The 22,107-nt window shown below is 58.3% G+C and carries 19 protein-coding genes; 4 read left to right on the top strand and 15 right to left on the bottom strand.

Going from position 1 to position 22,107, the window contains the following annotated elements; genetic code table 11:
• Nucleotides 1-30: 30 nt before the first annotated feature.
• From V6P94_RS21870 to V6P94_RS21860, 3 genes are all read left to right on the top strand, one after another.
• Nucleotides 31-621: a sigma-E factor negative regulatory protein gene (locus V6P94_RS21870; RefSeq protein WP_133077675.1), complete on the top strand. Its 591-nt coding sequence runs from the start codon at nucleotides 31-33 to the stop codon at nucleotides 619-621.
• 8 nt (nucleotides 622-629) lie between these two features.
• Nucleotides 630-1,592 carry a MucB/RseB C-terminal domain-containing protein gene (locus V6P94_RS21865; protein ID WP_219262917.1) on the top strand — a complete coding sequence of 321 codons (963 nt, stop codon included), beginning with the start codon at nucleotides 630-632 and terminating at the stop codon, nucleotides 1,590-1,592.
• Between the two features lie 179 nt (nucleotides 1,593-1,771).
• Nucleotides 1,772-3,193, top strand: a complete 1,422-nt coding sequence (locus V6P94_RS21860) for a DegQ family serine endoprotease (protein WP_133077673.1) — start codon at nucleotides 1,772-1,774, stop codon at nucleotides 3,191-3,193.
• A gap of 148 nt (nucleotides 3,194-3,341) precedes the next feature.
• Here the strand turns inward: V6P94_RS21860 and V6P94_RS21855 are convergent, their stop codons facing one another.
• The 13 genes from V6P94_RS21855 to arcD (V6P94_RS21795) form a co-directional block, all read right to left on the bottom strand.
• Nucleotides 3,342-3,830 (bottom strand): RDD family protein, encoded by a 489-nt coding sequence (locus V6P94_RS21855; protein WP_133077672.1) that lies wholly within the window; start codon nucleotides 3,828-3,830, stop codon nucleotides 3,342-3,344.
• Nucleotides 3,831-3,922: 92 nt separating this feature from the next.
• A complete protein-coding gene (locus tag V6P94_RS21850) occupies nucleotides 3,923-4,135 on the bottom strand; it encodes a cold-shock protein (protein WP_019822293.1) in 213 nt (70 codons plus the stop codon).
• A gap of 377 nt (nucleotides 4,136-4,512) precedes the next feature.
• A complete protein-coding gene (gcvT, locus tag V6P94_RS21845; protein ID WP_326397470.1) occupies nucleotides 4,513-5,637 on the bottom strand; it encodes a glycine cleavage system aminomethyltransferase GcvT in 1,125 nt (374 codons plus the stop codon).
• A gap of 17 nt (nucleotides 5,638-5,654) precedes the next feature.
• Nucleotides 5,655-7,031 (bottom strand): L-serine ammonia-lyase, encoded by a 1,377-nt coding sequence (locus tag V6P94_RS21840; RefSeq protein WP_133077670.1) that lies wholly within the window; start codon nucleotides 7,029-7,031, stop codon nucleotides 5,655-5,657.
• Between the two features lie 144 nt (nucleotides 7,032-7,175).
• Nucleotides 7,176-10,034, bottom strand: a complete 2,859-nt coding sequence (gcvP, locus tag V6P94_RS21835; protein ID WP_338648683.1) for an aminomethyl-transferring glycine dehydrogenase — start codon at nucleotides 10,032-10,034, stop codon at nucleotides 7,176-7,178.
• A gap of 10 nt (nucleotides 10,035-10,044) precedes the next feature.
• Nucleotides 10,045-10,428, bottom strand: a complete 384-nt coding sequence (gene gcvH, locus V6P94_RS21830; RefSeq protein ID WP_326397472.1) for a glycine cleavage system protein GcvH — start codon at nucleotides 10,426-10,428, stop codon at nucleotides 10,045-10,047.
• Nucleotides 10,429-10,750: 322 nt separating this feature from the next.
• Nucleotides 10,751-11,794 carry a transposase gene (locus tag V6P94_RS21825; protein ID WP_338648682.1) on the bottom strand — a complete coding sequence of 348 codons (1,044 nt, stop codon included), beginning with the start codon at nucleotides 11,792-11,794 and terminating at the stop codon, nucleotides 10,751-10,753.
• Between the two features lie 304 nt (nucleotides 11,795-12,098).
• Nucleotides 12,099-13,607 carry a sigma-54-dependent transcriptional regulator gene (locus V6P94_RS21820; RefSeq protein ID WP_219262913.1) on the bottom strand — a complete coding sequence of 503 codons (1,509 nt, stop codon included), beginning with the start codon at nucleotides 13,605-13,607 and terminating at the stop codon, nucleotides 12,099-12,101.
• A 151-nt stretch (nucleotides 13,608-13,758) separates the two neighbouring features.
• Nucleotides 13,759-14,118 carry a DUF5064 family protein gene (locus V6P94_RS21815; RefSeq protein ID WP_133077254.1) on the bottom strand — a complete coding sequence of 120 codons (360 nt, stop codon included), beginning with the start codon at nucleotides 14,116-14,118 and terminating at the stop codon, nucleotides 13,759-13,761.
• Between the two features lie 55 nt (nucleotides 14,119-14,173).
• On the bottom strand, nucleotides 14,174-15,103 hold the full coding sequence (gene arcC / locus V6P94_RS21810) for a carbamate kinase (RefSeq protein WP_338648681.1): 930 nt from the start codon (nucleotides 15,101-15,103) through the stop codon (nucleotides 14,174-14,176).
• A 111-nt stretch (nucleotides 15,104-15,214) separates the two neighbouring features.
• On the bottom strand, nucleotides 15,215-16,225 hold the full coding sequence (locus V6P94_RS21805) for an ornithine carbamoyltransferase (RefSeq protein WP_133077256.1): 1,011 nt from the start codon (nucleotides 16,223-16,225) through the stop codon (nucleotides 15,215-15,217).
• Between the two features lie 77 nt (nucleotides 16,226-16,302).
• Nucleotides 16,303-17,559 (bottom strand): arginine deiminase, encoded by a 1,257-nt coding sequence (arcA, locus tag V6P94_RS21800; protein ID WP_326397473.1) that lies wholly within the window; start codon nucleotides 17,557-17,559, stop codon nucleotides 16,303-16,305.
• 33 nt (nucleotides 17,560-17,592) lie between these two features.
• Nucleotides 17,593-19,020 carry an arginine-ornithine antiporter gene (gene arcD, locus V6P94_RS21795; protein ID WP_133077258.1) on the bottom strand — a complete coding sequence of 476 codons (1,428 nt, stop codon included), beginning with the start codon at nucleotides 19,018-19,020 and terminating at the stop codon, nucleotides 17,593-17,595.
• A 453-nt stretch (nucleotides 19,021-19,473) separates the two neighbouring features.
• On the opposite strand from arcD (V6P94_RS21795), the gene arcD (V6P94_RS21790) reads away from it, so the two are divergent.
• The gene (gene arcD / locus V6P94_RS21790; RefSeq protein WP_133077259.1) at nucleotides 19,474-20,901 is read left to right on the top strand and encodes an arginine-ornithine antiporter; all 1,428 of its coding nucleotides are present in this window, start codon (nucleotides 19,474-19,476) and stop codon (nucleotides 20,899-20,901) included.
• A gap of 94 nt (nucleotides 20,902-20,995) precedes the next feature.
• Here the strand turns inward: arcD (V6P94_RS21790) and V6P94_RS21785 are convergent, their stop codons facing one another.
• Nucleotides 20,996-21,415, bottom strand: a complete 420-nt coding sequence (locus tag V6P94_RS21785) for a YbaN family protein (RefSeq protein ID WP_133077260.1) — start codon at nucleotides 21,413-21,415, stop codon at nucleotides 20,996-20,998.
• Between the two features lie 55 nt (nucleotides 21,416-21,470).
• Nucleotides 21,471-22,079 (bottom strand): biliverdin-producing heme oxygenase, encoded by a 609-nt coding sequence (locus V6P94_RS21780; protein ID WP_133077261.1) that lies wholly within the window; start codon nucleotides 22,077-22,079, stop codon nucleotides 21,471-21,473.
• Nucleotides 22,080-22,107 lie beyond the last annotated feature (28 nt).

The raw sequence follows: 22,107 nt of genomic DNA, 5'->3' as shown, positions 1-22,107 counted from the left end.
ACAGCGGCGACAGCCAAGAGAGGAACCGCCATGAGTCGTGAAGCCCTGCAGGAATCGCTGTCCGCAGTGATGGATAACGAAGCGGACGAACTGGAACTACGTCGGGTATTGAATGCCTTTGACGACACACAAACCCGTGACACCTGGTCCCGTTATCAGGTGGCCCGTGCTGTGATGCACAAGGACCTGTTGATTCCGCGCCTGGACATCGCATCTGCCGTTTCGGCCGCGCTGGCCGAAGAGCAAACCCCGGTCAAGGTCGTACGTGGCCCGTGGCGCAGCATCGGTCGTCTGGCCGTAGCCGCTTCGGTTACCGTCGCTGTTCTGGCGGGTGTAAGGCTGTACAACCAGGATGACATCGTCGGTAATCAGCTGGCTCAGCAGAACGCTGTGCAGAGCCTGAGTGCGCCGATGGCTAAAGGCCCGGCGGTACTGGCCAACTACAGCGAAAGCTCCGACAAGGCTACAGGCCCCATGGCCAACGGTGTTCTGCAAGGCCAGCCAGGCTGGCAGGATCAGCGCTTGCCAGGCTACCTGCGTCAGCACGCACAGCAAGCCGCGTTGAAAGGGGCTGAAAGCCCGCTGCCGTATGCTCGTGCCGCGAGCCTTGAAAACCGTTAAGGACCAATATGCGCGTCCTACCTTTGCTACCTCTTCTGCTGAGTGGCTGGTTTGCAGTACCGGCCCACGCCGATGAAGCCCAGGACTGGCTCAAACGTCTTGGGCAGGCCGAGCAACAGCACAGCTATCAAGGCACTTTCGTTTACGAGCGTAACGGTAGTTTTTCTACCCATAGCATCTGGCACCGTGTGCAGGATGGGAAAGTTCGCGAACGTTTGATGCAGTTGGATGGCTCTGCTCAAGAGGTCATTCGTACGGATGGGCGCACTGAATGTGTCACTGGCAAGTTGGCCTCGGCGTTGGGAGATGTCACTGCCGTCCCGGCAAGACAGTTCGATGCCCAGAAGCTCAATGACTGGTACTCCGTCACAAAGCAGGGTGACTCCAGGGTTGCAGGTCGACCGGTGGTGGTGATCTCACTCGCCCCTCGCGACCAGCACCGTTATGGGTTTGAGTTGTACCTGGATCGTGAAACCGGTTTGCCTCTCAAGTCGTTGTTGCTTAATGACAAGGGCCAGTTGCTTGAACGTTACCAGTTTACAACCCTGGTGACGACGCCCCCTGATGACAACCAGCTGACGCCTGCAGGAAAATGCCGCCCGGTTACGGTGGCTGATACTGCAGCACCTGTCGCTGACACGGCTCATGTCTGGCACTCCGACTGGCTGCCGCCCGGTTTCGAGCAGGTCAGCAGCACAGTGCATCGTGATCCCCGGACCAAGTCTGAAGTCACCAGTCTTTTGTATGACGATGGCTTGACGCGCTTCTCTGTGTTTCTCGAACCTTTGCAGGGCGCTGCCGTTCCCGATGCCCGTGTCCAACTGGGGCCTACAGCTGCGGTTACTCGGCACCTGAGTACTCCCGAGGGAGACATGATGGCCACTGTGGTCGGTGAAATTCCTTTGGGGACCGCAGAGCGTATTGCGCTCTCGATGCGTGTCGGTAAAGACGATACGCAGGCCAAACCATAGGGTTGCTCCGACATGGCGGGTGACACATTTTGATTTGCCATTTTATTGTCTTTTTATGAAGGTCAGGGCCCTAGCGGGCTCTGGCCTTGTTTGTTTTCCGGGGCCTAAAAAACGGTCTATGCTTTGGTCTTGTTTTTTGGTGCCTGTCGCTTAACTCTGCAGTTACTAACGGGAGCTGTATGTCGATGCCTCGATTGAAATCGTATTTACCTATTTTTGCAGCCGTGCTGATGCTCGGGCAGGCAGTGCCAGTCATGGCAGAAGCGCAGTTACCTGACTTCACCCAATTGGTCGAGCAAGCCTCGCCAGCGGTAGTGAATATCAGCACCACGCAAAAGCTGCCGGAGCGCCGGGTCTCAAGCATGGGGCAAATGCCAGACCTGGAAGGCTTGCCGCCTGGCCTGCGTGACTTCTTTGAGCGCAGCCTGCCGCCAAGTGGCAAAGGTGGTCGCCAGCGCGAAGCCCAGTCCCTTGGGTCGGGCTTCATCATCTCGCCGGATGGCTTCATCCTGACCAACAACCACGTGGTGGCGGACGCCGATGAAATCATCGTGCGCTTGTCTGATCGCAGTGAAATGAAAGCCAAGCTGGTGGGGACGGATCCACGTTCCGACGTTGCGTTGCTGAAAATCGAAGGCAAAAACCTGCCTGTCTTGAAGCTGGGCAAGTCCCAGGATCTGAAGGCGGGTCAGTGGGTGGTTGCCATCGGTTCACCGTTCGGGTTTGACCACACCGTGACCCAAGGCATTATCAGCGCCATCGGTCGCAGCCTTCCGAATGAAAGCTACGTACCGTTCATCCAGACAGACGTGCCGATCAACCCGGGCAACTCGGGTGGTCCGCTGTTCAACCTGGCGGGCGAAGTGGTGGGTATCAACTCGCAAATCTACACCCGCTCCGGTGGCTTCATGGGCGTGTCCTTCGCAATCCCTATCGATGTGGCGATGGACGTTGCCAACCAGCTCAAGGCTGGCGGCAAGGTTAGCCGTGGCTGGTTGGGCGTGGTGATTCAAGAGGTCAACAAGGACCTGGCCGAGTCCTTCGGTCTGGAAAAACCTGCCGGTGCCCTGGTAGCCCAGGTACTGGATAACGGTCCGGCTGCCAAAGGCGGTCTGCAAGTCGGCGACGTGATTCTGAGCATGAATGGTCAGCCGATCGTCATGTCGGCAGATTTGCCGCATCTGGTTGGCGCACTCAAGGCCGGCAGCAAAGCAACGCTTGAAGTGATTCGTGACGGCAAGCGCAAAAACCTGGACCTGACTGTCGGTGCCATCCCCGATGACGCGAAAGACATTGCTTCGGGCACCGGTGCCGAACAAAGCAGCAACCGTCTGGGTGTGTCCGTGGCGGACCTGAGCGAAGAGCAGAAGAAAGCCAACGACATCAAGGGCGGTGTGATCATCACTGACGTTCAGGACGGTCCTGCTGCCTTGATCGGCCTGCAACCAGGCGACGTGATTACTCATCTGAACAATCAGGCGATTACCAACGGCAAGGAGTTCACTGAAATTGCCAAGGCATTGCCGAAGAATCGTTCAGTGTCGATGCGGGTTCTGCGCCAGGGTCGCGCCAGCTTCATTACCTTCAAGCTGGCGGAGTAAGTCTCTGTAGTCGCTGCCGAAGGCTGCGATGGGTTGCGCAGCAACCCTTGCTTGAAGATCCTTCGGATCTTCAAGCAGCCCGCTCCTACAGAGTCATGAGATGCAACGCAGTAACAAAAAAGCTCGTATCGAGAGATACGGGCTTTTTTTATTTCTTTGGCTTGGGGATCCGTACCAACTGAGTGTTGGAATACATGTCATGCCAGGTGCGGTTTTGCTTGTCGAATACCGACCAGATGAACCCCAGCCCCAGACACAGCCATGAGCCGATAGAGACGATAAAGCGCAGCAAGGCCTGCCACAGGCTGATGGCCGTGCCGTCCGCGTTCTGTACGCGTATGCCCCAGACCTGCATGCCCAGGGTTTGCCCGGAGTGAGTCCAGAACTTGGCAAAAAAACCGAACAGGACAAAGAACAGGATGGTTGAGAGCAGCGGGTCGCCATCCAGAGCGCCGGCTTCTGACAGCGCCCTCATTTTGGCTTCGCCGATAAAGCTCATCATGATCAGCTTGTAGATAAAGGTGGTGACGATCAGCAAGGCGGTACACAGCAGAAAGTCATAAAACATGGCTGCCAGGCGGCGCCCCAGGCCAACGGCGGGAAAATCGCCTTGGGGTCTAAGTGGTTGTTTCGACATGGCAGGGTCTCGTGAAGGAAAAACGCCATCTTACGGAATTACAGCCATAAAAAAGCCTCTGATGTCACCATCAGAGGCTTTTGTGTACGAGATCAGCCTTCGGCTTGAACTTCGTCAGCCTGCAGGCCTTTTTGGCCTTGAACCGAGATGAAGGTCACTTTCTGGCCTTCTTTCAGGCTTTTGAAGCCGTTGCCCTGAATGGCACGGAAGTGCACGAACAGGTCCGGACCGCTTTCCGGGGTGATAAAGCCAAATCCTTTCTCGTCGTTAAACCACTTGACGGTACCGCTCTGACGTTGGGACATTTCTTAATTCCTTGACGCTAACAATTAATGACAGCCTCTTTCACATGAAAGAGTACTGGTGCTGGGTTGCAGGAAAGTAAGAGACGCAGAACGGGTGTAGCAAACTTAGAGCTACTGCCCAGGTCACGATTCCAGCGACCCATGCAAACACAGTGGGCAAACTCTACGAAACTGGAATTGAAAAAACAAGCCCCTCGAATAACCCCGTAAACCGGGTTATTAACATAGGCGATGAAGTTATAAGTGAAGGTTAATCATAGGCGGGTTCAATTGTTTTCGTGTTTAAAACAGTGTGTTCGCTATCGAAAGTTAAAGGCGGTTTTAGCAGTTGCATGCCCTGAAAGTATCAGGAACATGCAACGCGCTAGAGTGAGGGCTTAACCTCTGTAATAACGTTGCGCGACAAACGGCATTTTCGACACTTTCATCGGTACGCGTTTGCCTCGCACGATCGCCCAGACTTCAGTGTCCACTGGCGTGAACGCGATATCCAGATAACCCATTGCCAGAGGCGAGCCCAGAGTCGGGCCAAAGCCGCCGCTGCAAACGGTGCCAATCACCGTGCCGTCGGCATCGACAATTTCAGCGCCTTCACGCACCGGTGTACGTTCTTGTGGCAACAAGCCCACGCGCTTGCGGGCAACACCGTTCTGCTGCTGCGCGAAGATGGTTTCGGCGCCCGGGAAGCCACCGGCACGAGGGCCGTCTGCACGGCGGGCCTTGGAGATGGCCCAGAGCAGGCTGGCTTCAATCGGCGTGGTGGTGTCGTTCATGTCGTGGCCGTACAGGCACAGGCCCGCTTCCAGACGCAGGGAGTCCCGAGCGCCCAGGCCGATTGCCTGCACTTCTGGCTCAGCCAGCAGGCGACGAGCCAGCTCTTCGGCGCGATCAGCAGGGACTGAGATCTCAAAGCCGTCTTCGCCGGTATAACCCGAGCGGCTGACGTAGCAGTCAGCGCCCAGTAACGTCACCGGGGCAAATTGCATGAAGGTCATTTTTGCCACTTCCGGTGCCAGGCGTTGCAGCACGTTGACGGCTGCCGGGCCTTGCAGGGCGAGGAGGGCGCGCTCTTCAAACAGCGGCTGGATCTGGCAGTGGGCGCTCAAGTGCTTGCGCAGATGGGCCAGGTCCTGATCCTTGCAGGCGGCGTTAACCACCAGGAACAGCTCGTCATTACCCAGGTTGGCAACCATCAGGTCATCGAGGATGCCGCCCTGTTCGTTGGTGAACATGGCATAGCGCTGCATGCCTGCTGGCAGATCGATGATATCGACCGGTACCAGGGCTTCCAGTGCCCTGGCTGCATCAGCGCCGGTCAGGCGAATCTGGCCCATGTGGGAGACATCAAACAACCCGGCTTGTTCACGGGTGTGCTGGTGCTCTTTCATCACGCCGAGCGGGTACTGCACGGGCATGTCGTAGCCGGCAAATGGCACCATGCGGGCACCGAGTTCAAGGTGCAGTGCGTGCAGCGGGGTTTTAAGCAGTTGTTCGGTGGACATTCCAGACTCCTTGAAAATCAGCACTCAATAATGTTTACAGCCAGACCGCCGCGAGCGGTCTCCTTGTATTTGCTTTTCATGTCGGCGCCGGTCTGGCGCATGGTGCGGATAACTTTGTCCAGGGACACAAAGTGTTGGCCGTCGCCACGCAGGGCCATGCGTACGGCGTTGATCGCCTTGACCGAACCCATCGCGTTGCGCTCGATACACGGCACTTGCACCAGGCCGCCAATCGGGTCGCAGGTCAGGCCGAGGTTGTGCTCCATGCCGATTTCAGCTGCGTTCTCGACTTGCTGCACGGTGCCGCCCAACACTTCACACAGCGCGCCTGCAGCCATTGAGCAGGCCACGCCGACCTCGCCCTGACAGCCGACTTCGGCGCCCGAGATAGAGGCGTTCTCCTTGTACAAAATGCCGATGGCGGCGGCAGTCAGCAGAAAGCGCACCACCCCGTCTTCGTTGGCTCCGCCGATAAAGCGCATGTAGTAATGCAACACGGCAGGAATGATCCCGGCCGCGCCGTTGGTGGGGGCGGTGACCACGCGTCCGCCATTGGCGTTTTCTTCATTGACGGCCAGTGCGTACAGGTTGACCCAGTCCAGTACCGACAGCGCATCGCGCAAGGCGGCCTCGGGGTTGCTGCACAGTTGACGGTGCAGTGCAGCGGCCCGTCGCTTGACCTTCAGCCCACCGGGCAAAATGCCTTCGTTGCGGCAACCCGCACTCACGCAGTCCTGCATCACTTGCCAGATATTCAGCAAGCCGGCGCGGGTCTCGGCCTCGGGGCGCCAGGCGCTTTCGTTGGCCATCATCACTTCACTGATCGACAGGTCATGAGTGACGCAATGGCGCAATAAATCCTTGGCGGTCTTGAAGGGGTATTGCAGCGGGGTGCTGTCTTCGACGATACGGTCAGCGCCCGCGGCGCCTTCATCCACCACAAAGCCGCCACCGACCGAGTAATACTCGCGGCTGCGGATCTGGATGCCGGCGGCATCCAGCGCCCTGAAAATCATGCCGTTGGGATGGTAGGGCAGGGGTTTGCGAATCATCGCCAAGTGGGATTTTTCGTTGAAATCGATGGGGTGTTCGCCCAGCAGGTTCAAGCGCCCGCTGTTGCGAATGGCAGCCAGACGTTCGGCCACGGTATCGGTGTTGACGGTGTCCGGGTGCTCGCCTTCAAGCCCCAGCAACACGGCCTTGTCGCTGCCGTGTCCTTTGCCGGTGGCGCCAAGGGAGCCGTAGAGTTCAACTTTTACGCAGGCGGTGTGTTGCAACAGCTCATCACGGCGCAGACCTTCGACAAAACGCGCAGCTGCGCGCATGGGGCCGACGGTATGGGAACTGGAAGGGCCGATGCCAATCTTGAACAGGTCGAACACGCTTAACGACATAGGGTTCTCCGGTTTCTTATAGGTTTATTGGCAAAAAATAACCTGTAGTCGCTGCCGCAGGCTGCGAAGGGTTGCGAAGCAACCCGTTTTTTTGAAAACCCTGCGGTCCCCAACGCAGCCTGCGGCAGCGACTACAAGTCTTGCTTACGCCTCCTGATAGCTCTCGATCGACGGGCATGCGCACACCAGGTTGCGGTCGCCGAACACGTTGTCGACCCGACCGACCGGTGGCCAGTACTTGCCTTCGATCAGGGATGCAACCGGGTACACCGCTTGCTCGCGGCTGTAAGGGTGGGTCCATTCACCGACTATTTCAGCCGCGGTGTGGGGCGCGTTTTTCAGCGGGTTATCTTCCTTGTCCAGACCGCCGCTTTCGACTTCGCGAATTTCTTCGCGGATGCAGATCATGGCGTTACAGAAGCGGTCCAGCTCTTCCTTGGACTCGCTTTCGGTCGGCTCGATCATCAGCGTGCCCGCGACCGGGAACGACATGGTCGGAGCGTGGAAGCCGAAATCGATCAGGCGCTTGGCCACGTCGTCGACGCTGATCCCGCTGGTTTCCTTGAGCGGGCGCAGATCCAGGATGCACTCGTGTGCAACCAGGCCGTTGCTGCCCGAGTACAGCACCGGGTAATGCTCTTCAAGACGGCGGGCGATGTAGTTGGCGTTTAGGATGGCCAGTTGCGAAGCACGCTTGAGGCCTTCGCCGCCCATCATGCTGATGTACATCCAGGTGATCGGCAGAATGCTGGCGCTGCCGAACGGTGCTGCGCAGACCGCGCCTTCCTTGCGTTCCATTGCCGCGTGACCCGGCAGGAACGGCGTAAGGTGGGACTTGACGCCAATCGGGCCAACGCCCGGGCCGCCACCGCCGTGGGGAATGCAGAATGTCTTGTGCAGGTTGAGGTGGGACACGTCGCCGCCGAACTTGCCCGGTGCGCACAGGCCCACCATCGCGTTCATGTTGGCGCCGTCGATGTACACCTGGCCGCCATTGTCATGAATGATGCCGCAGATTTCGCGGATGCCTTCTTCGAAAACACCGTGGGTCGACGGGTAGGTGATCATCAGCGCGGCGAGGTGATCGCGGTGCTCCAGGGCCTTGGCGCGCAGGTCTTCAATGTCCACGTTGCCGCGAGCGTCACAGGCAGTGACCACCACGCGCATGCCGGCCATGTTGGCGGTTGCCGGGTTGGTGCCGTGGGCCGAGGACGGAATCAGGCAGATATCACGGCGCTCTTCGCCACGGCTCTGGTGGTAGGCACGAATGGCCAGCAGACCGGCGTACTCGCCCTGGGAACCGGCGTTCGGTTGCAGGGAGATGGCGTCGTAGCCGGTGGCCGCGCAGAGCATGGCTTCCAGTTCGGTAGTCAGTTGCAGGTAGCCCTGGCTTTGCTCGGCAGGCGCAAACGGGTGCAGGTTGCCGAACTCGGCCCAGGTGACCGGGATCATTTCGCTGGCAGCGTTGAGCTTCATGGTGCACGAGCCCAGCGGAATCATGGTGCGGTCCAGCGCCAGATCCTTGTCGGCCAGCTTGCGCAGGTAGCGCATCAGCTCGGTTTCGGAATGGTAACGGTTGAATACCGGGTGGCTGAGGATCGGCGACTGGCGCAGCAAGGCCTCTGGCAGGGTGCCAGTGACGGTATTTGCCAGATCGTCAAAGTCAGGCAGGGCCTGGCCATCAGCGGCGAACAGGGCCCACAGGGCAACCACATCGGACTCGCTGCTGGTTTCATCCAGCGACAGGCCCAGATGCTGGTCGTCGATCACACGCAGGTTAATGCCCTGTGCGTGAGCCCTGTCGTGCAGGGCTGCGGTGTCGCCGCCGGTGTTGAGGGTCAGGGTGTCGAAGAAATGTGTTTGCTCGACGGCCAGCCCCAGCGCACTCAGGCCCTGGGCCAGAATCGCGGTCAACTGGTGAATGCGCTGCGCGATCTGGATCAGGCCCTTGGGACCGTGGTACACGGCGTACATGCTGGCGATGTTGGCCAGCAGCACCTGGGCGGTGCAGATGTTGCTCGTGGCCTTCTCGCGACGGATGTGTTGCTCGCGGGTTTGCATGGCCAGACGCAGTGCCGGTTTGCCGTGACGGTCAACCGAAACACCGACCAGACGCCCCGGCATGTCGCGCTTGTACGCGTCACGGGTGGCGAAGTAGGCGGCATGGGGGCCACCGAAACCCAGTGGCACGCCAAAGCGTTGGGCGCTGCCGATGGCCACGTCCGCGCCGAACTCGCCCGGAGGTGTGAGCAGGGTCAGGGCCAGCAGGTCGGCGGCAACCGCCACCAGTGCGTTGGCGGTATGGAAGCGCTCAACCAGTTCGCGGTAATCAAACACGTCGCCGTTGCTGGCCGGGTATTGCAGCAGGGCACCGAAGTAGGCCGTCACGTCAGTCAGTTCGCGCTCGTCGGCGACCACAACCTCAATGCCTAGCGGCTCGGCACGGGTACGCAGCACGTCAAGGGTTTGCGGGTGGCAGTGGCTGGAAGCAAAGAAGCGGTGGCTGGTTTTGTTCTTGCTCAGGCGTTTGCAGAAGGTCATCGCTTCGGCAGCGGCGGTGGCTTCGTCGAGCAGCGAAGCGTTGGCAATCGGCAGGCCGCTGAGGTCGCTGATCAGGGTCTGGAAGTTAAGCAGGGCTTCGAGACGGCCTTGGGAGATTTCAGGCTGATACGGCGTGTAGGCGGTGTACCAGGCCGGGTTTTCCAGCAGGTTGCGCAAGATCGGAGAAGGGGTGTGGCAGTTGTAATAGCCTTGACCGATATAGGTTTTGCACACTGTGTTCTTGGCGGCGATGGCCTTGATCGAAGCCAGTGCGTCGGCTTCGCTCAGACCGGCCGGCAGGTCGAGCACGCTGGTGCCCTTGATGCTTTCCGGGATTACGCTGGCGCTGAGGCCTTCAAGGGAATCAAAGCCGAGGGTGGCGAGCATCGCCTGCTCATCGGCCTGGCGCGGGCCGATGTGGCGCGCGATAAATTCATTGGCAGTGCTGAGATTAAGGGTCATGGCAGGCTTCTCAGTTGTCGTCTTGGGCTTTGATCAGGCGGTCGTAGGCGTCCTGATCGAGCAGTTGGCCTACAGCGTCGGCGTCGGCGGGCTTGAAGCGGAAGAACCAGCCCTGACCCAGCGGGTCTTCGTTGACCAGTTCCGGGCTGCTGTCCAGTGCCGGGTTGACTTCGAGCACTTCACCGTCCAGAGGCATGTACACGCCACTGGCCGCCTTGACCGACTCAACGGTGGCGGCTTCTGCGCCCTTGTCGTAGGGCTGCAACTCAGGCAATTGCACAAATACCACATCACCCAGAGCGTTTTGCGCAAACGCGGTAATCCCAACAGTTACGCTGCCATCGGCTTCGGCGCGCAGCCATTCGTGGTCTTCAGTAAAACGCAATTCGCTCATGGAAACTCCTCAGGGCCAGACATGTCTGGTGGTCACAGGTAAATGCTCGTGCAGCTCGAGCTTATGGAGGAGTTCACTGCAAGATGGTTGCCAGTTTGAAAATGTCGTTATTTATCAATGGCTTGTATGCTTGTTGAAGGGCGCTGGCAGATAGCTGTGTAGCGAAATCGATACAGTCTATGGGGCATGGAAAAATCCAAGAGGATCAAAGCCTTGCGCAGTATGGGTGCAGAGGGTGTGTATCGAATTCGTTCCGCTGGAGTGAATTCGATACAAGTCTTTGGGCTTTTCTGTGGGAGCAACTGTCATTGAGGATTTATTTTCAAATAATCCTTTCGGACATGGCTTCGCCAGCGATACCGCGTAGCGGTATTACTGGCGAAGCCCTCGCTTCAGTAAAGTGCCCCTCATTTGTTATCAAAATGCGGGGCCTGAGATTTCTTCTCCCTCCAACCCGTGCCATCTCGCAGCATTGCTTAAGACGAATCAATAGCTTGCGCATGCATGCCACAACAGCGACCTTCGCAAGCTTGCCTCGCGCTCGCAGAGCCTCATATTCGGCTTTGACTTGCGGATCGTGCTGGACCATTGACCAGGTCGACATATAGGTTGCGCCACGCACTGTATAGCGCCCGCCCTCGATTGATCTGGGGCCGCTCTTCTTGCCACTATCGTTGTTGTAGGGCGCTAACCCTGCCAAAGCCGCAATCTTGCGTCCCGACACGGTTCCGAGCTCAGGAAGAAATGCCAAGAGCGTTCCGCAGGTGATGGCTCCGATCCCTTTCACCGACCTCAGTCGTCTGGCTTTCTCCTGATCCAGCACGGTCGAGGCATCTTCAATCTCCTTACCCAATGACTTGATCTGGCCCTCCAGGTAAGCGATGTGATCGGTGTAAGTGGATATGGCTTTAGCGCATGTGGTTTGCTTCATCCGGCGCTTGTCGCTGTCCCGGCTCTTGACCAAGCTGCCTCGCAGCTTGAGCAATTCGCCCAGCTCATCCCGATCCTTATTCGGTTCAACATGCGGCAAGTCCTCGAAATCTCTCGCAAACTTCGCCAGCATCTGAGCATCGATCTTATCGGTTTTAGCTATCTTGCCCATAGCTCTCGCATAGTCGCGAGCGCGTTTGGGATTGACGCGAAAGACATTCAAACCCTCCAACCGCAAGGCTCTGAGCAATGCCCTTTCATAGCCGCCGGTGGCTTCAAGCAAGATCCGCCCCACCTCAAGCTCGTTCAGGCATGTGATCAGCCGAGTGAAGCCCTCAAGGTCATTACTGACCTGAAACTGCGGGTAATTTGCAGGAAGAAACCCCACATCCACAGTCGCTTTCGAAACATCGAGACCAACGTAGTAGGAAATCATCGCCAAGTCCTCTTACACTCAAGAAGTGAGAGCACTCTGACCTATCCCTAGCTTGTGATTTCGAGTTTGCCGCTCATCCAACTGTTCGGGCTTCTTGTCAGAGTGAGAGGTGGATGGCGACTTGGCTCCCACTCGTGCTTTAAGCACCGCTGGCTTTCAGTCTGCCATCCACTGCTCTCACCCTTCTGAGTTTAAGAGACCTTGAAGACACAAGCTGGCTTGCCTGCGATGCTTCGGCGAGGTATTTCAGGCTTGCCGCGCTTATACCATCGCGAGCAAGCCCGCTCCCACAAGGGGGTGAGCCTCAGGCTTTGCCCGGGATGCCGTACTTGCGCAATCGGTGGGCAATGGCGGTATGACTGGTCTGCAGGCGACTAGCCAGTTGGCGCGTCGAGGGGTAGCTGACGTAGAGCTTTTCCAGGAGTGCCTTTTCGAAGGTTTCAACGGCGTGTTCCAGGGTTTCAACCTCGCCGTCGCTTTGGCGTGCAACCGACGTGCCGGCAATGTCCAGATCGCCAATGTCGACCAGGGTGCTTTCGCAAATGGCGGCAGCGCGAAAGATCACGTTCTGCAACTGGCGCACGTTGCCGGGCCAGCGGTTGCCCAGCAGGGCCGGGTAGGTCCCGGGCGCCAGGCGGCACACCGGACGCTGGATCTGGGTGCAGGCCTGCTGCATGAAGGCGCGGGCCAGCAGCAAAATGTCCTGGCCGCGCTCGCGCAGGGGCGGCACTTCGATGTTGAGTACGTTCAAGCGGTAGAACAGGTCTTCACGAAACGTGCCCTCGTTGACCATTTTTTCGAGGTTGCGGTGAGTGGCGCTGAGGATGCGCACATTGACCTTGACCTCGCGCTCGCCGCCCACCCGCCGGAAGCTGCCGTCATTGAGAAAACGCAGCAGCTTGGCTTGCAGGTAGGGCGACATCTCAGCGATTTCGTCGAGAAAAACCGTGCCGTTGTTGGCCAGTTCCATCAGTCCCGGTTTGCCGCCGCGCTGTGCGCCGGTGAAGGCCCCGGGGGCATAGCCGAACAGTTCGCTTTCGGCCAGATTTTCCGGAAGTGCGGCGCAGTTGAGGGCCAGAAACGGCGCGCCAAAGCGGTCGCTGATGGCATGGCAGGCACGGGCGACCAGTTCCTTGCCGGTGCCGGTTTCACCCTGGATCAACAAGGGCGCGTCCAGGGCCGCCACACGCTGCGCCCGGGCTTTGAGCGTGCGAATGGCGGGTGAGTCGCCCAGCAGGGCATCAAAGCCTTCAGCGTGATCGTGATGCAGCGCAGCCAGGCGTTCGCCGATACGGCTTGGTTGGTAAAGGGTCAGCAGGGCGCCCGCATCGGTTATCGGGGTGGCATCGAGCATCAACGGATGGCCATTGAGCGTGACTTCGCGCAATGGCAGGCGAAAGCCGTTTTCCAGCAACACAGCCAGCAGTCCGGGGTCGCTGAACAGCTCGCCGATACTTTCGCCGGTCGGCTCTCGGCCATACAAGGCCACCAGTGCCGGGTTGGCCAGCAGCACATGGCCCTCGCTGTCCAGCGCCAATACCGGATCGGTCATGGCGGCGAGCAGGGCATCGAGTTGCAGGTGGCGGCGCTGGCCGGGAAGGATATCGACCACGGTCACGGTCTGCACACCCCTGACCCCGAACAGCGCTTCTCGCAGTTCGTCGAGTACTTGCGGGCTCAGGGTCGGGGCGTCGATATACACGTTGGGCGGGACCATCTCCACCGCATCCAGATTGAGGTTACGCCCGCCCAGCAACGCCAGGACTTCCTGGGTGATGCCGACACGGTCGATGAAACTGACATGGATACGCATGGGAACGGCAAACACTTCTGGCCAGCAGGGATGGCCAGTATGCCTTGGTGGGGGAGATAGGTGAAATTCCGTGGGAGCGGGCTTGCCCGCGATGGTACCAGCGCGAGCAAGCCCGCTCCCACAAAAGCGCAGCCACCATCAAGTGGCTGAATTACTCCAGATGTTCTGGTTTGATCGGATCACCCGGCTTGTGGTTGAGCTGGGCCAGGACGTCGGAAAACATCTTGTCGTAGTAACCGTGCATCGCGCGGATGTCAGCGGTTTTGGGAATGCCATGCTTGACGGCAATCCGGAAAGCGTCATGGGCAAAGTTGTAGGCCATGTCCTTGGGCAGCGTGAACGACTCTTTGAAGTCCTTCTTGTTGATCTGGCCATGCATGTCGAACTGCATCGACTTGCCTTCCTTGGGATCCTGAACGACCTGGTAATCAATCTTGATGTCATACCCAAAGTCGCCCGGTTGCAGCGGTTCGCGATGAATATGCAGGTGACCGGGTTCGAACGAGGCCATAGGGTTACTCCTTGATGCTATGGGAAAGGGCAGGCCCCTGGGCCTGCCCTGGGGCTCAAAAGTAAGTGATACCCGGTTTTTCGGTGCTGACCCGAGTACCGGCCTTACCTTGAACGATTGCTTCGATATCCGCCAGTGCGCCGATCACTGCGGTCTTGCCGGTTTTACGGGCAAACTCGCAAGCAGCTTCGACTTTCGGTCCCATTGAACCCGAGGCAAAACCGAGTTTTTCCAGTTCGTCCGGATGGGCCTGGGCAATGCCTTTCTGGGTTGACTTGCCCCAGTCAATAAAGGCCGCATTCACGTCTGTGGCGATCACCAGCAGGTCGCTGTCCAGCTGTTGGGCCAGCAGCGAGGACGCCAGGTCCTTGTCGATCACCGCTTCAATCCCCCTGAGCTTGCCGTCTTCGCCGTACATGGTCGGGATACCGCCACCGCCCGCACAGATCACGATGGTGCCTTTTTCCAGCAGCCATTTGATCGGGCGAATTTCGAAGATGCGCTTGGGTTTAGGGCTGGCGACCACGCGCCGGAATTTGTCGCCGTCCGGAGCAATGCTCCAGCCTTTTTCTGCGGCCAGGCTCTTGGCTTCGCTTTCGGTGTACACCGGACCGATCGGCTTGGTCGGGTTCTGGAACGCCGGGTCTTTTGGATCGACTTCAACCTGGGTCAACAGCGTGGCGAAAGGCGCTTCGGGTGGCAGCAGGTTGCCCAGCTCTTGCTCGATCATGTAGCCGATCATGCCTTCGGTTTCAGCGCCCAGCACGTCCAGCGGGTAAGGAGCAACGGCGGTGTAGGCGGCGGCTTGCAGCGATAGCAGGCCGACCTGAGGGCCATTGCCGTGGGCCACTACCAGTTCATTGCCGTGGGCTATGCGAGCGATTTGGGCGGTAGCGGTCTGGATGTTTTCGCGCTGGTTCTCTGCGGTCATGGGCTGTCCGCGACGCAAGAGGGCGTTACCGCCCAGTGCAACGACGATACGCATAAAAAATATCCTTTTAAATGTGTGGGAGCCGTGTGTGTGGGAGCGGGCTTGCATCGCGCGCAAGCCCGCTCCCACGGTAGTCATGCGTTCACATGACTACCGTGGACAGGCTTAGATATCAGCCAGTGCCGCGACCAGAATCGCCTTGATGGTGTGCATGCGGTTTTCAGCTTGCTCGAAGGCGATATTGACTGGGGACTCAAACACTTCCTCGGTCACTTCAATGCCGTTTTTCAGGTTTGGATGGTGCTCGGCCACGTCCTTGCCGACTTTGGTTTCACAGTTGTGGAACGCAGGCAGGCAGTGCATGAACTTCACGCGTGGGTTTTCTGCCGCTTTGATCATGTCGCTGTTGACCTGATAAGGCAGCAGCAGCTTGATGCGATCGTTCCAGGCTTCGACCGGTTCGCCCATCGATACCCAGACGTCGGTGTGGATAAAGTCCACGCCCTTGACTGCCGCTTTAGGGTCTTCGGTGAGGGTGATTTTGGCACCGCTTTCCTTGGCGAATTCCTGGCACTGCTTAACGAACGCTTCTTCTGGCCACAGGCTTTTCGGTGCGGCGATACGTACGTCCATGCCCAGTTTTGCGCCGATCAGCAGCAGCGAGTTACCCATGTTGTTGCGGGCATCGCCCAGGTACGCGTAGCTGATGTTGTGCAGCGGCTTGTCGCTGTGTTCACGCATGGTCAGCACGTCGGCGATCATTTGCGTCGGGTGGAATTCAGCGGTCAGGCCGTTGAACACCGGTACGCCAGCGTACTTGGCCAGTTCTTCCACGATGGCCTGTTCAAAACCACGGTACTCGATGGCGTCAAACATGCGGCCCAGAACGCGGGCGGTGTCTTTCATGCTTTCTTTGTGACCGATCTGCGAAGAAACCGGGTCGATGTACGTCACGTGTGCGCCCTGGTCGTGGGCCGCCACTTCGAACGCGCAGCGGGTGCGGGTCGAGGTTTTTTCGAAGATCAGCGCAATATTTTTGCCTTTCAAGTGCGGCTCTTCAGTACCGGTGTACTTGGCGCGCTTGAGATCGCGGGACAGATCGAGCAGGAAGTGCAACTCACGTGGTGTGTGGTGCACCAGGCTCAGAAGGCTGCGGTTTTTCATGTTAAAAGCCATGGTGATCTCCTTGGTTTCGGGTTAACCGGCTTGCACCGGCCCCTTTTGGGGGCCGTGCAAGCAATCAAATGGGTTACTTAATAGTCGATTGGGTCACGTACGATCGGGCAGGTCATGCAGTGACCGCCGCCACGGCCGCGTCCCAGTTCGGAGGCGCTGATGGTGATGACTTCAACGCCCGCCTTGCGCAGCAGGGTGTTGGTGTAGGTGTTGCGGTCGTAGCCGATTACCACGCCAGGCTCCAGGGCGACCACGTTGTTGCCGTCATCCCACTGCTCGCGTTCTGCCGCGAAGGAGTTGCCGCCGGTTTCGACGACCCGCAGTTTTTTCACGCCCAGGGCCTTGGCCACGACGTCGAGGAAGTGACCTTCTTCACGGCGCACGTCCACGCCGCCGTGTTTCTTGTCGTCCGGGTACACCGAGAACGCAACGATCTGGTTCACGACTTCAGGGAAGATGGTGACCAGGTCGCGGTCGCAGAAGCTGAACACGGTGTCCAGGTGCATCGCAGCGCGGGACTTGGGCATGCCGGCAACGATCACGCGTTCTACGGCGCCATGCTTGAACAGGTTCTGCGCCAGTTGGCCGATGGCCTGGCGCGAGGTGCGCTCGCCCATGCCGATCAGTACCACACCGTTGCCGATGGGCATTACGTCGCCACCTTCAAGGCTGGCATTGCCGTGGTCGACAGTCGGGTCGCCGTACCAGACCTGGAAGTCGGCGTTGGTGAACTCGGGGTGGAACTTGTAGATCGCAGTGGTCAGCAGGGTTTCCTGACGACGCGCCGGCCAGTACATCGGGTTCAGCGTCACGCCACCGTAGATCCAGCAGGTGGTGTCACGGGTGAACTGGGTGTTGGGCAGCGGTGGCAGGATAAAGCTGGTGTGACCGAGAAAGTCACGGAACATCTGGATGGTCTTGCCACCAAAACTGTCGGGAAGGTCGTCTGCCGACACACCGCCAATCAGGTATTCGGCTGCCTGGCGAGGCTCAAGGCTCTTGATCCATGATTTGACTTCGTTGACCAGGCCCACACCCACCTGATTCGGTGTCACTTTGTGGTCCAGGATCCAGTCCAGGGCTTCTGGAATGGCAACGATATCGGTCAGCAGGTTGTGCATTTCCAGCACATCAATGCCGCGGTCGCGCATTTTGGTCACGAAGTCGAAGTGGTCACGCTTGGCCTGATTGACCCACAGCACGTCATCGAACAGCAGCTCATCGCAGTTGCTTGGGGTCAGGCGCTGGTGAGCCAGGCCTGGGGAACACACCATAACCTTATGCAGCTTACCGGCTTCGGAATGCACGCCGAACTTCACTTTTTCCGTGGTCATTACAGTCATCCTCCAAAGTACACAAACAGGTTGTTACAGGGTCAGGAATCCGTCGTAGAGGCCATAGGCAGCCACCAGGGCGCCGATCACTACTGCGGCAAAAATCACTTTCTCGATGTGGGTGAAAACAGGTTGGCCGCTTTCACGCTTGGCCTTGGCGAACAGAATGGCGCCAGGTGCATACAGCAGGGCCGAGAGCAGCAGGTACTTGAGGCCGCCGGCATAGATCAGCCAGATGGCGTAGATCAGCGCGATACCACCGATGATCAGGTCTTTCTTGCGTTCGGCCAGGGCGTTCTCGTAAGTCTCGGCGCGTACTGCCAGCAGGAAGCCGTAGGCCGCCGACCAGAGGTAAGGCACCAGGATCATCGAGGTCGCGAGGTAGATCAGTGACAGATAAGTACTGGCCGAGAACAGGGTGATGATCAGGAACAGTTGCACCATGGCGTTGGTCAGCCACAGGGCGTTGACCGGTACATGGTTGGCGTTTTCCTTTTTCAGGAAGGCCGGCATGGTGTGGTCTTTGGCGGCCGAGAACATGATCTCGGCACACAGCAGCACCCAGGACAGCAGGGCACCCAGCAGAGAGATGATCAGGCCGACGCTGATCAGCACCGCCCCCCAGTGACCGACAACATGCTCAAGCACGGCCGCCATCGACGGGTTCTGCAGTTTTGCCAGTTCAGGCTGAGTCATGATGCCCAGCGACAGTACGTTCACCAGTACGAGCAGCAGCAGCACGGTGATAAAACCGATCACGGTGGCCCGACCTACGTCGGAGCGTTTTTCGGCACGGGACGAGAAGATGCTTGCCCCCTCGATACCGATGAACACCCACACGGTGACCAGCATCATGTTGCGCACCTGATCCATCACGCTGCCCAGGTCCGGGTTTTTTACGCCCCAGATGTCACTGGTAAAGATGTCCAGTTTGAACGCGAAGATGGCGATCAGAATAAACAGGACCAGCGGTACGACCTTGGCAACGGTCGTCACCAGGTTGATGAAGGCTGCTTCCTTGATCCCGCGCAGTACCAGGAAATGCACGGCCCACAGCAGGATCGAGGCGCCGATGATGGCGGCGGGGGTGTTGCCTTCGCCGAAGATCGGGAAGAAGTAGCCCAAGGTGCTGAACAGCAACACGAAATAGCCGACGTTACCCAGCCAGGCGCTGATCCAGTAACCCCATGCGGATGAGAAACCCATGTAATCGCCGAAGCCGGCCTTGGCGTAGGCGTAAACACCACCGTCCAGGTCAGGTTTGCGATTGGCGAGGGTTTGGAACACAAAAGCGAGGGTCAGCATACCGACTGCGGTGATTGCCCAGCCGATCAGGATTGCACCTACATCAGCACTGGCGGCCATGTTTTGCGGCAATGAAAAAATACCGCCGCCAATCATGGAACCGACTACCAGAGCAACCAGCGCACCCAGTCGCAGTTTTCCAGGAGTATCAGACATTGTAGTGACTCCAATCTAGGAGAAGTTAGGCTTCGAAGTTAAGTCCATTGATAATCAAGCCATTTGACATAGATCAGGGCATTACTACATTCCATTGTCAGTAGAGCGGGGAAGGTCGCGATATCGTATTTTTATGACGCTTGCTCAAAGCCTTACGCCAGAGATGTTTGCAGGTGTTAATACGTTGCTTAATCGCGTTGTCGTGGAGATTGAAGCTAGACAGTATTTTGAGATTTGCAAATGTCATCTTCATGTTTCATGCCCCTGTCGATGAAATTAAATCGTCATCTATATGTGTACTGATTTTTAGGTTTCAATAGAAAATAACGTTATTAATAAGGGCGGGCTTATTGCGTAACTCTACTAAACGTTCGGCGGGTACATATAATTAGTCGGTGAACGTTTTAAACCCGATAATGATGAATTAACTAACCAGCACATTCAGAGGTGTCGATGTCGCAACAGACGCAGAAGCTTCGGCTAAACGCCTTGATTGCATTGGTGGTGGGCTCGATGATTGGCGGCGGGATTTTTTCGTTGCCACAAAATATCGCCGAGCGTGCCGCGGGTGGTGCCGTGTTGATCGGTTGGGCGATCACTGCCGTGGGCATGCTGGCGCTGGCCTTCGTGTTTCAGACCCTTGCCAACCGCAAGCCGGAACTGGATTCGGGGGTGTATGCCTACGCCAAGGCCGGTTTCGGCGACTACATGGGCTTCTCGTCCGCCTGGGGTTACTGGATCAGTGCCTGGATGGGTAACGTCGGCTATTTCGTGTTGCTGTTCAGCACTCTGGGGTATTTTTTTCCGGTGTTTGGCCAGGGCAACACGCCTGTCGCCATCGGCTGTGCGTCGCTGCTGCTGTGGGGAGTGCATTTTCTGGTGCTGCGCGGGATCAAGGAGGCGGCGTTCATCAACCAGTTGACCACCGTGGCCAAGATCGTGCCGATCGTGATGTTTATCGTGCTGACCGCCGTGGCCTTCAAAGCGGATATTTTCACCCGGGACTTTTGGGGCACTGAAACCCCAAGCCTGGGCAGCGTGATGGACCAGGTACGCAACATGATGCTGGTCACGGTGTTTGTCTTTATCGGCATTGAAGGTGCCAGTGTGTACTCGGGCCGTGCGGAAAAACGCTCGGATGTCGGCAAGGCCACGGTCATCGGCTTTCTCGGGGTGCTGGCGCTGTTGGTGCTGGTGAACGTGCTGTCGCTGGGGATCATGAGTCAGCCGGAGCTGGCACACCTGCAAAACCCGTCGATGGCCGGTGTGCTCAAGCATGTGGTGGGGGAGTGGGGTGCGATCCTGATCAGTATCGGCCTGGCGATTTCGCTGCTGGGCGCGTTGTTGTCGTGGGCATTGCTGTGCGCCGAAATTCTGTATGCCACGGCCAGGGACAACACCATGCCGGCGTTCCTGAAAAAGGAAAACGCCAACCATGTGCCGGTCAATGCCCTGTGGTTGACCAACTCCATGATCCAGATTTTCCTGGTGATTACCTTGGTGTCAGCGGGGACCTACACCAGCCTGATCTACCTCGCCTCGTCGATGATTCTGGTGCCTTATCTATGGTCGGCAGCCTATGGGGTGCTGCTGTGCGTGAGGGGTGAGACTTACGAGAGGGCGAGACGGCGGCGCATCAAGGATCTGCTGGTGGGGGCTGTCGCGCTGATCTACGCGATGTGGCTGTTGTATGCGGCGGGGCCCAAGTACCTGCTGCTCTCGGCATTGCTGTATGCGCCGGGGATCATCTTTTTTGCCAAGGCCAAACGCGAACAGGGCGAGACACTGTTCACACCCTGGGAGAAAGTCATATTCGCGATGGTGCTGCTGGCTGCCATGGCGGCAGCTTATGCGCTGTATAGCGGGGCGTTGGCGTTGTAGGCAGGCTGTGTAGTCGTCGCAATGGTTGCGAAGGGTTGCGTAGCAAACCGTTTTCTCGAAAACCCTGCGATCCCCTCGCAGCCTGCGGCAGCGACTACAGCTGTTTAGTCGTCGCAATGGTTGCGGGCATATTCTCCGGCCGCGACCAGATCCACAGGTTGCCCATGCTCATGCCGGCAATCGCCAGAAACACCGGCCAGTTGTGATCCAGTACATAAAGCATCAGCCCTGCACACAACAACATGCTGACAGTGGCGCTGATTTTGGCGTTGCGCTTGATGATCTTGCCGTTGCGCCAGTTGGTCAGGATAGGGCCGAACAATCGGTGGTTTTCCAGCCAGGCACTCAGGCGCGGAGAGCTTTTGGTCGCGGCCCAGGCGGCGAGCAAAATGAATTCGGTGGTCGGCAGGCCCGGAATCACAATCGCGATCAAGCCAATGCCCAGGCTCACGTAGGCCAGCAAGCCGAACAGGATGCGCGCGATTTTCGACGAGGATTGGGTTTGGCGGGTCATAAGCTCAAGACGCGTAAAGGACGCCCGGTCAGCGAGTGCTGGCCGGGCAACAAGCTTAAGCCAGTTCTGGCTGTTTCACGTAGGTCTGTTCCAGCAGGAAGGTAAAGCGGCTGAAGGCATCGTTGGCGGCTTGTTCCAGCTCGGCATCTTCCTCTGGGGTGAGTTCGACGCTGTCGAGCATTTCGATAAAGCTCTTCCAGTTACGACCACGGCCTTCGGCAGGTTCACCCATGTGACGGGCACCGTGGGTCTCGCTAAGGCCCAGGAGGCGGGCTTGCTTGATCAATACGCCCGCGCCCAGCTTGGAGCCTTCGGACACAAATACCCAACCCAGTGCCTGTGCCTTGCTCGGTGCATTGACCGCGCCGGCAACCGGTGTCGGCAGCTCGACGCCCAGGTCGATCAGGTCAGCCTTGATTTGCTCTGCACGGCAGCGCTCAGGCAAGTTGGGGATGTGCTGGGTCAGGCGTGGATCGGTGTGCAGCGCGGCCAGCTCGGTCAGGAACAGGTACTGGGCGGTCGCGAAGTGGGTGTAGTTTTCGAGGCTGCCAAAGGGGTCGCGGCCCATGACTTTCTCGCCCAGGGTGTCGTGAGTCTCACGGGTGGCGAGGGTCAGGCGCTTGGAGCGCTCGGAAGGACGCGGTGCGGAATCTGGAGTGGTCATGCCAATATCCTTGAGAATGAGATGCGCT

Origin of the sequence: Pseudomonas sp. ML2-2023-3, assembly GCF_037055275.1 — a bacterium.
Classification (GTDB): domain Bacteria; phylum Pseudomonadota; class Gammaproteobacteria; order Pseudomonadales; family Pseudomonadaceae; genus Aquipseudomonas.
This window is presented reverse-complemented; position numbering and strand designations above follow the sequence as displayed.

Excerpts from the sequence above, each read along its gene's own strand:
- V6P94_RS21870 (WP_133077675.1), top strand. The coding sequence starts at position 31 with ATGAGTCGTGAAGCCCTGCAGGAATCGCTGTCCGCAGTGATGGATAAC.
- V6P94_RS21865 (WP_219262917.1), top strand. The coding sequence starts at position 630 with ATGCGCGTCCTACCTTTGCTACCTCTTCTGCTGAGTGGCTGGTTTGCA.
- V6P94_RS21860 (WP_133077673.1), top strand. The coding sequence starts at position 1,772 with ATGTCGATGCCTCGATTGAAATCGTATTTACCTATTTTTGCAGCCGTG.
- V6P94_RS21855 (WP_133077672.1), bottom strand. The coding sequence starts at position 3,830 with ATGTCGAAACAACCACTTAGACCCCAAGGCGATTTTCCCGCCGTTGGC.
- V6P94_RS21850 (WP_019822293.1), bottom strand. The coding sequence starts at position 4,135 with ATGTCCCAACGTCAGAGCGGTACCGTCAAGTGGTTTAACGACGAGAAA.
- gcvT (WP_326397470.1), bottom strand. The coding sequence starts at position 5,637 with ATGTCCACCGAACAACTGCTTAAAACCCCGCTGCACGCACTGCACCTT.
- V6P94_RS21840 (WP_133077670.1), bottom strand. The coding sequence starts at position 7,031 with ATGTCGTTAAGCGTGTTCGACCTGTTCAAGATTGGCATCGGCCCTTCC.
- gcvP (WP_338648683.1), bottom strand. The coding sequence starts at position 10,034 with ATGACCCTTAATCTCAGCACTGCCAATGAATTTATCGCGCGCCACATC.
- gcvH (WP_326397472.1), bottom strand. The coding sequence starts at position 10,428 with ATGAGCGAATTGCGTTTTACTGAAGACCACGAATGGCTGCGCGCCGAA.
- V6P94_RS21825 (WP_338648682.1), bottom strand. The coding sequence starts at position 11,794 with ATGATTTCCTACTACGTTGGTCTCGATGTTTCGAAAGCGACTGTGGAT.
- V6P94_RS21820 (WP_219262913.1), bottom strand. The coding sequence starts at position 13,607 with ATGCGTATCCATGTCAGTTTCATCGACCGTGTCGGCATCACCCAGGAA.
- V6P94_RS21815 (WP_133077254.1), bottom strand. The coding sequence starts at position 14,118 with ATGGCCTCGTTCGAACCCGGTCACCTGCATATTCATCGCGAACCGCTG.
- arcC (WP_338648681.1), bottom strand. The coding sequence starts at position 15,103 with ATGCGTATCGTCGTTGCACTGGGCGGTAACGCCCTCTTGCGTCGCGGA.
- V6P94_RS21805 (WP_133077256.1), bottom strand. The coding sequence starts at position 16,225 with ATGGCTTTTAACATGAAAAACCGCAGCCTTCTGAGCCTGGTGCACCAC.
- arcA (WP_326397473.1), bottom strand. The coding sequence starts at position 17,559 with ATGACCACGGAAAAAGTGAAGTTCGGCGTGCATTCCGAAGCCGGTAAG.
- arcD (WP_133077258.1), bottom strand. The coding sequence starts at position 19,020 with ATGTCTGATACTCCTGGAAAACTGCGACTGGGTGCGCTGGTTGCTCTG.
- arcD (WP_133077259.1), top strand. The coding sequence starts at position 19,474 with ATGTCGCAACAGACGCAGAAGCTTCGGCTAAACGCCTTGATTGCATTG.
- V6P94_RS21785 (WP_133077260.1), bottom strand. The coding sequence starts at position 21,415 with ATGACCCGCCAAACCCAATCCTCGTCGAAAATCGCGCGCATCCTGTTC.
- V6P94_RS21780 (WP_133077261.1), bottom strand. The coding sequence starts at position 22,079 with ATGACCACTCCAGATTCCGCACCGCGTCCTTCCGAGCGCTCCAAGCGC.